General features: G+C 45.8%; 6 protein-coding genes. 2 read left to right on the top strand and 4 right to left on the bottom strand.

Annotation, left to right across the window (positions count from 1 at the left end; genetic code table 11):
• The 3 genes from OEV42_07355 to OEV42_07345 all read right to left on the bottom strand — a co-directional run.
• Positions 1 to 2196, bottom strand: a 2196-nt coding sequence (locus tag OEV42_07355; protein ID MDH3974079.1) for a nitrate- and nitrite sensing domain-containing protein, incomplete at its 3' end; no start/stop codon positions are given.
• Between the two features lie 58 nt (positions 2197 to 2254).
• Positions 2255 to 2806: a chemotaxis protein CheW gene (locus OEV42_07350; GenBank protein ID MDH3974078.1), complete on the bottom strand. Its 552-nt coding sequence runs from the start codon at positions 2804 to 2806 to the stop codon at positions 2255 to 2257.
• A gap of 112 nt (positions 2807 to 2918) precedes the next feature.
• Entirely contained in the window at positions 2919 to 4241 is a 1323-nt protein-coding gene (locus OEV42_07345) for a response regulator (protein MDH3974077.1), read from the bottom strand.
• Between the two features lie 547 nt (positions 4242 to 4788).
• Between OEV42_07345 and deoC the strand changes: the two genes are divergently transcribed.
• Positions 4789 to 5475, top strand: coding sequence for a deoxyribose-phosphate aldolase (deoC, locus tag OEV42_07340; GenBank protein ID MDH3974076.1), 687 nt, complete (start codon positions 4789 to 4791; stop codon positions 5473 to 5475).
• A gap of 161 nt (positions 5476 to 5636) precedes the next feature.
• Positions 5637 to 6512 carry a peptide chain release factor N(5)-glutamine methyltransferase gene (gene prmC, locus OEV42_07335; protein MDH3974075.1) on the top strand — a complete coding sequence of 292 codons (876 nt, stop codon included), beginning with the start codon at positions 5637 to 5639 and terminating at the stop codon, positions 6510 to 6512.
• An 8-nt stretch (positions 6513 to 6520) separates the two neighbouring features.
• On the opposite strand, the gene OEV42_07330 is transcribed toward prmC, so the two are convergent.
• Positions 6521 to 8362, bottom strand: coding sequence for a PAS domain-containing protein (locus OEV42_07330; GenBank protein ID MDH3974074.1), 1842 nt, complete (start codon positions 8360 to 8362; stop codon positions 6521 to 6523).
• Between the last annotated feature and the right edge of the window lie 130 nt (positions 8363 to 8492).

The raw sequence follows: 8492 nt of genomic DNA, 5'->3' as shown, positions 1-8492 counted from the left end.
CTGTTTAACAGCGCTTTGCGCGTCAGCCATTGACTTTTCCAGTTCACCCATCATTACTTCCGTACCTTTTGAAATCGATTCTCCCACTTCTCCGACTTTTGCGGCGTTTGCGCTAACTTCCGAGGCCGTTATTCCCATTTCCTTAATGAGTCCCAGTGAAGCTGTGGAAGCGCTGGACTGATCTTCAGCGGTTTTTGATACTTCATCAATGGTGGCTGCCATTTCGGCAATAGTAGATGAAATATCTTGCGCCTGTTTTGTTACCTCACCGGCATTTTCATTAACTTCTCCGGCTGTCTTTCCCATTTCACTTATAATTTCGAGGGCTTTTGCGGCATGCTCAGCGTTTGTGGCCGCTGTTTTACGAATAGTGGCCGTATTTTCATTAACCTGATTCGACATTTCAAAAACGCTTTTTGTTGTTTCAAGAACCTTTGCTATGGCTTCCCGAAGGGCGGAAATAGATTGGTTAACAGAAGTTCTCATCTTTCCATAATCACCGGGATACTCCCTTTCAATATGGGCGGTAAGATCTCCCTGAGATAATTTTTCAAGCGTACGGGCAATGTCTGCGAGAGGCGCAACGATGCCGTCAAGAATGCCGTTAACCCCTTTGATGATATTTGCAAATGATCCGGCGAATTTACTTGCGTCACCCCTTGCATCGAGTTTACCTTCTGCGGCTGCGTCAATGAGTGTCGTAATATCTTTATCCATACCCTGCATAACGTCAATCATGGAGTTCATATTTTCACCGAGCTCTCCCATTTCGTCATGGGTTTTAATTTCAATCCTTTTTGAGAAGTCTCCGGCGGAAATTGCCTTAACTCCCGTAACAGCAGAGTTGATACTGCGGATTATGCCTGCCCCCACATAAAAAGCAAAGGCCAGGGTGACGGCAATTACGATCACTGTAGCAATGAGGTAGAGAATAAGGTCCCGAGTCGCTTTCCCCCTGACACTTTCTTCAACGTGAAGCATGTCCTTGACGAGGCTGTCTTCAAGTTCTTTCATAAGGTCGATCTTGGCGGTAATCGATTTAAACCAGTACTCGGGGTCAATGCCGAAGTTACCCATAACGGCAATTTTTTTCAATGCGTTGATGGCGGGCAGGTCATTGATCTTAACGAAATTGTCAATTTCCCTGGTGGAAGCCCCTCGCTTCACCATTTCGGCGACGGCCAGCATGTTGGCTTTGTACGCGTTTATTGTTTTTTCAATATCATCCATGGACTTCAACTCGGTCGTGGTAACGCCTTTTGTATTTCTGAACTTTTTTACAAGCTCAAGGACCTCATCAAAACCCTTGTTCAACCGGTCAAGGTATTTTTTCTGTCCTCTCAAAACGTAGTTTTTGAAATCATGGATAACGCCTCCGTAACCGATTTTCACCTGCAGATTCGTAACCAGTTCGAATCGTTCTGAAGCGGTAAATATAAGCTCCCTCATCCTTTCAACTTCATCAATTACCGGCCCCGACATTTTTTGATTAAAAAGAGCAAGCTGGTTTTCCGTGGCAAATGCCTTGAAGGCGTCAAAAAAGGCCTCCTGCTGGGCCACAAGTGAAGCAAATCTTACATAGTTGCCCTCTGCGAACCTGTCGGCGGCAAAGGTTGCGCTTCCTATGGCTCGCTCGATACCGGCCCGTTCCTTACCTTTGGAAAGGTTAAGCATGGCCGATATAGCATCGGATATTTCGATATTGGGGCTATACTTTACGATATTTGCAATGACCTCAAAAAGGGCCGTGTTGATGCCCGTATAGTAGGCGACTTCTTCCCTGACGGTAATGCCCAGCTTGTCAACGGAACCTCTTACTGAAGACAAGCGGTTCAGGTGATTCATAACGTCCTGGGTGAGTCCTTCCAGTTTTTCGTCCTTTTTTTCAAAGGTGAAGGCTTTAAGTGAAGCCTTAAGCTGACCGATGGCCTTGTCTGAACTTAATCTCTGACCGGGAATGGCGCTGCTGAATTTTTCACCCTTACTTGAAATGAAACCGGCGGACATTCCCCTTTCTTTCTGGATTTCATGGACAAGCGCATTGGCACGCTCTGCCATTCCTGTCAGTCTTTCCATTTTCTCCATTTCACCTGCAAGCTTATATCTCTCAAATAGGCCCGACATTGAAAAATAGGTGAGAGCTATAAGCGGGACCAGTGATAGCAAAATTATCTTGTTTCTAAGGTTTAGTCGCATCTTGATTTCCTTCCTTCCTTAAATAGAGTTAAATTGCCTATTTGCTCTGATACTGCCGTCACGCTTCAGGCGTATCCTCCTTATCTCCCAGATTCTTTTTGATATGGTCGAGGCTTGTCATCTCCTCTTTATTGAAGAGGCGCTTAAAGTCGAGGAGAATGATCATTCGATCATCCAGTTTGCTTATGCCCGTAATGTATTGGGTCTCAATGCCTATGGTAACTATTTCAGGCGCCGCCTCAATGGAATCGGCAGGGACGCTCATTACGGCTTCTACGGAGTCAACGAGAAAGCCTGTAATCTTATCCTCTATCTGGATAACCAGAATGCGGGTTTTGCGGTCAAAAAACTCTTTGCCCACATACAAACGCTTTCTAAGGTCAACGACGGGAAGCAACCTTCCGCGGAGGTTGATCATACCCTCGATAAAGGAGGGAGAGTTTGGAATACGGGTGATTTCAGGTACGGTAATAATTTCCTGCACCAGCAGGATATTGACACCGAAAAACTCCTCACCAAGCACAAAGCTGACAAGCTGCACATTTTCGCGCTTTTCAGCATCGGAGTCGGGATTTACATCCGATAATGTCTTGTTTGTTACATCGGTCACTGATAACACCTCCTGCTTTTTTCTTTAAGTAGATAACCTTTGGTTATGCAATCACTATCTTTGACATTATTAATAAATCCGGGCCCAAAAAGCAAACAAGCTTTCAGCGCCGTCAAAATAAATCATCAGGCCCCTTTCCGGCGTTTTCCTCTTCTTCAAGGGGGGAATGAACGAAGCCTTCACTGACCAGGTTTTTTAATATTTCAAATCCCCGGTATGGTTCAACACAACTCTTCCCAATAATTATTTCAAACGTTTGCTTGCCATCTATGTGAGAAAAAAAAGTTTCCTCTTCCTTGTCTATATCTTTTGGTTTTTTTTCGGTTGCTATGATCGCCTGTCCCAGTATCCGTCCCATGTCGTCCAGCAATTTGGCCCCTTCCATGAGCAAGCCCTGGAAGCCCTCTTTTATAACGATATCTTTTTCACATTCAGTCGGTATAAAATGAAAGCTGCCATGGGAAGCAAGTGTAATAAGGCTAAAAAAAGCAGATTCACCTTTCGATTTTGCCGTGGCTGCGTCTGTAATATTCCCATCACAAAAATGGATGTGCCCTTCAAGGTCAGGCCCTATAAGCGATAATATGCCCGTTTTTTTATTTATACCAATGGTTTGAATCAGTTCTAAAGAGCTCATATCGGTTAAATGACCCTCCAGACCGCCTTGAAAATCTTTGGAGAAATCATGCTGCCTGGCGACAGCTTTGACCTTTGCTACCAGCCCCTCGGGACTTACCGTTTTCTCCCAAAAATCATTGACGCCTGCAGCCACTCCTTTTTCAAGGAGTTCATTACTGATTTTGCCTGTAAAGAGCACAAAGGGCGTTTCTTTGAAGACACTCCCTTTAAGGTGTTTGCAAAAATGCAATCCATCCATCCCCTTTAGCTCTACACCTGAGATAATAAGGTTATAAATACGTGTATGAATACACTCAATGGCGTCATCTGCCCTGTTTGCCGTTGTCACAAAAAAACCGGCCTCCAGGAGCTTGCGCTTCGTTACGTTTAAAAGTACAGGGCTTGAGTCTACGAGAAGAACGGAAAAGAGGGTGGCAGTTGTATTTACCTGCTTCAATATAGCGGCTATTTTGGGCAAAAAGACTTTGAAATTTATCGGTTTAACAAGATAATCAGTGGCGCCTGCATCGAGCCCGGAAATTAAAAACTTTTTATCATTGAAGGCGGTGAGAATAATAAAAGGCGTATTGGCAACCCGCTTGTCGGCTTTGCACATTTTACAAAACTCAATGCCGCTTATTCCCGGCATCATCAGGTCGGAGATAATAAGATCAGGTATACTCTCATCGAGGCTCTTGAAGGCGCTTTTTGCGCTTTCAAAGGTGGAAACATTGTAGTTGGCTAATTCCAATGCTTTGTTGAGCAGCTTCAGGAGACGCTTGTCGTCATCAACTACCATGATGTTGTGTTTGTACATTTATTCTGCCGACTTAACGTTGAGAGTAATAAAACTGATTTTTCAACTATATAATCATACTTTTATATAGCATACATAAAATAGAAGTTGCAAGCTTAATAGCCTGAAATAAAAAGCTTTATCAGGATTCCTGTGGAGGGCGGCGATGAATTGCCCGGGGAAGATATCTATTTTATTACGCCGCTGCCACAATGCATCAGGATTAAGATGCAAAATCTATGCAAAAGATTCTGAAGCGACACAATGGGCGTAGTGATGCTCAGGTTCTTGAGCCGGATTATGCTGAATATGGACACTGCGTCACCATGGACATCTTTCAGTAAAGGCTGATAACCTGTCTTGTTCTTAGGATCCCGTGACCAAATTTTGCTATCTAACGCACGTCATACTTGCATTCCCATTTTCTGTGGTTTAAACTTTATGTGACTTCCATATGGAGATACCTTTTTTGTGGATTTGAGCGGTTCATGTCATGGGAATTCCGCTATTTCCCTGTGTCGGTCTAACAAAAAGTCACTGCAAATCAATGCTCTGAGGAAAGAGAAAAATGACGTCGGAAGAACTGGCAGCCCGTATCGATCAAACGCTTTTAAAGCCTGATGCGTTGCAGTCTGATTATGAAAATTTTCTGGAAATGTCATCAAAATACAGTTTTTCATCGGTCTGTATTCCCCCTCATTATGTAAAACTTGCATCGAAAGTCCTTGATGCAGGGCCTGTAAAGGTTTCTACCGTTGTCGGATTCCCGCTGGGATATTCAGGGGCTGAAACGAAAGTCTTTGAGGCAAAGAAGGCTTATGATGACGGCGCTGAAGAAATAGATGTGGTTGCCAACATTTCATTAATCAAATCGAATAATATGTTCTTTGTTGCGGAAGAAATAGGCAGGATAACTTCAGCCGTTCCGTATGCTACAGTTAAGGTCATTGTCGAGTGCTGTCACTTAAATGATGCGGAGAAAGTTGCCGCCTGTAAGGCCGTTATCAATGGTGGCGCCCATTTTGTTAAAACGTCGACAGGTTTTGGGCCATGGGGCGCTAGGGTGGTGGATGTAAAGTTGCTTGCAAAGACCAGTGAAGGCACGATAAAGGTCAAGGCGGCAAGTGGAATAAAAACGGTTTCAGATGCCCTGGCAATGATTAAAGCCGGAGCTGACAGGATAGGGACCCCTTCGGGAGTCGAGATTGTGGAAGAATTTAGGAAGAATTTTCAAAATAAAAGTGCTGAACGATGAAAGTAAATAAATTTTTATCTAAAAAAATTATTTAATCCTTGCATTAAATCGTTAAAAAATCATAATAAATCAGTAAAGATCAGTATCAAGATCTCTTCAAAAAATCATCCCGGAGCCTGTCGGACTTAGGCCGGCAGGTTCCGGGAAGAAAGCAGATCCCAATGCCCGAACCATGGACAATACTCAAGCTTATCAAATGGACTGCCGATTACCTTGGTGAAAAGGGGATAGATACGCCGCGTCTCGACGGGGAGCTGCTTCTGGCCCATTCCTTAAAAATGGACAGGACACATCTCTACATGAATTTCGACAAACCCCTTAATGAGGATGAACTGGCAGCTTTCAGGGGCCTGGTCAAAAGAAGGGCAGCGAGAGAGCCCCTTCAATACATTACGGGCCACCAGGAATTCTGGTCTATGGAATTTAAAGTATCACCTTCCGTGCTGATCCCCCGGCCTGAAACGGAACTTCTTGTCGAGGAGGGAGCAAAAGCTGTTAAGGCTAGCTTTCCCGAGTGCAGTGCACCGGAGATACTCGATGTTGGCAGCGGCAGCGGGGCCTTAACGGCAGCGCTGGCAAAAGCGGTGAATGGCGCTCATGTTACCGGTGTGGACATATCACCGGAGGCTGTCTCTCTTGCCAGGGAAAACGTGGAAAGTAATGGCCTGTCATCGTCTGTTACCATACTGGAGGGTGACCTCTTTGCTCCCGTGGCTGATAAACTTTTTCATCTCATCGTCTCCAATCCTCCCTACATTCCAAGGGGAGATCTGCAAGGTCTGCAAGCGGAAGTGAGTGACTTTGAGCCGCTCTCCGCCCTTGACGGCGGTAATGACGGCCTCGATTTTTACCGGGCTATCGTTCATGAGGCGCCTCAACATCTTCATCCCGGTGGCTCGTTTATGGTGGAACATGGCGAAGGCCAGCGGGAGGCCATTGCCGAGTTGTTCAGAAATACAGGCCGATTTGAAGCGGTGGAGTCCCTTAAGGACCTTGCCGGCATTGACCGGGTGGTGAAGGGCAGGCGGACAAGGTAAAAAGGGCATTACGGTTTTACGGGCAAAGCAACAGTAACTGTTGTTCCTTTTCCCACCTCACTTTCAACAATCACCTCGCCGCCATGAAGGTCCACGAAATGTTTCAAAATGGCCATACCGAGGCCCGTCCCATTTTTTCTCGTCGTAAAGAAAGGGGCAAATATCTTGTCCAGGTCTTTCTTTTTGATGCCTGCGCCCGTATCACAAACGGCTATGATTAATCTGCCATCTCTTTCTTCTGCGGATATGGAAAGCCTTCCACCCCCGGCCATGGATTGTATGGCATTGTTTAAAATATTAAGGAGGGCCTGATGTATCTTTACCCTGTCGGCTTTTAGGGGGCTGGATTTTTGCGGCAGTTTTTTAATAACTTCAATATTGGCATGGCCTGTCTTCTCATCAAGCTCGGTAAGTAATTCGTTGATAAGGGCCAAACAGTCAAAGTTCTCCTTAATCAGTTTATCGCTTCTGCCATAATCGAGAAGGTCCTTTGAAATTGAAATAAGGTTTTCTATTCCCTTACCCATAAGCAGGAGAGCTTCCCTGTCATTTCCCTTTATGGCTGGAGAGTCTTTAAGCAATTCATAACTCAGGCCCAGATTATTGAGAGGGTTTCTGATGTCATGCGCTATGTAGGCAGACATCTCTCCCATTGCGGCAAGGCGCCTTTTTTGTTCCAGTTCCTTTTCAGCCCGCTTGCCTTCGGTAATATCCAGCACGGTGCCCATCATCCTGATGGGCTTAGGGGCGTCGTCATAAAAGACCTTGCCTACCTCGTTAACAATCCGCTCGGTACCATCAGGTAAAACAATGCGGTGCTCTTTGTTGTAGGCCTTTCCCTCTTTAAGCGCTTTATTCACCGCTTTTTCCAGTGCTTCCCTGTCATCGGGGTGAACAGAACGTAAGAATGCCTCGTAAGTGGGTTCAAATTCCCGGGGCCTGAACCCCAAAATCCGGTAGACCTCGTCTGACCAATGGAGCTTGTCCCTATTGAGATCCCACTCCCAGTGTCCCACATGGGCGATCTGTTGCGCCTCAGCCAGCCTTGCTTCGCTTTTGCGAAGAAATTCCTCAGTCCGCTTGCGCTCCTCCACTTCCCGGTTGAGCAGATCCCGTGAGGCAAGGGTTTCTTTTAGTTGCTTTGTCATTTCATCAAGGGACAGGCCGAGACTGCCCAGTTCATCATTGGCCAGGCGGCCGATACGGTGTGTCAGATCACCTGAGCCGATGATCTCTGCGCTCTTTTCGAGCATGGAAAGGGGTTTGGTTATTCTCTTCCCCATTATAAATGCCAACAAACCCAAAATGACAACCAGGGCAAGGGTAATGAAGAGAATAATTTTTCCTTCCAGATTACGGAGCTTTAATAGCTTTGCCGTGCTCTTCTGCCTCAACTGTAACGTATCGGAGATCATATTCTGGGACAGGAGCAGCATGCGGTCCACCTTTCTCTCCTGCCGCTCACTCAAATGAGGTGTCGGTACTGCTGCTTCCTCCCTCTGTTGAAGAAGGCTATGGTGAAGTTCTCCTAATAGTTTGATTGATTTTTTCAACTGGGCAAGCGTCGCCTGACTATCCTTCCCGTCTTTGCCGGTCTGGAGTACTAACTCTCTTAAAGAGCCGTAAACTGCCAGCCATTGTTTTTTTACGCGACGTTCATCGGGATAGCGTGCCAGTTCACCTGAAAGGTGATGAAGGGCAGTGGTTTTCTGGGTGATATTTACGATGAGGTTGTCATAGTCCAGGGCCCGGCCGACACGCTCTGCCATCTCCTGCTGAATAATGATGACGCAAATTCCAAAGATGATGGGAATCAGTATGATAACTCGTACTCTGCTGCTGATTTTCATTTTATGCCTTTATCAAGCCCTCATCAGTGGTTGATTTCCCTTGCCGCGATTCCCTAAGTCCGGCAGGCTCATAGGAACCTGCCGGACTTAGGCTGAATCTGCTGCGGAAAAGTCCTTTTGGCCGGATTTT

The organism is Deltaproteobacteria bacterium (assembly GCA_029860075.1).
Taxonomy (GTDB): Bacteria; Desulfobacterota; JADFVX01; order JADFVX01; family JADFVX01; genus JAOUBX01.
The sequence above is the reverse complement of the archived record's forward strand: the minus strand, read 5'-3'. Positions and strand labels throughout refer to the sequence as shown.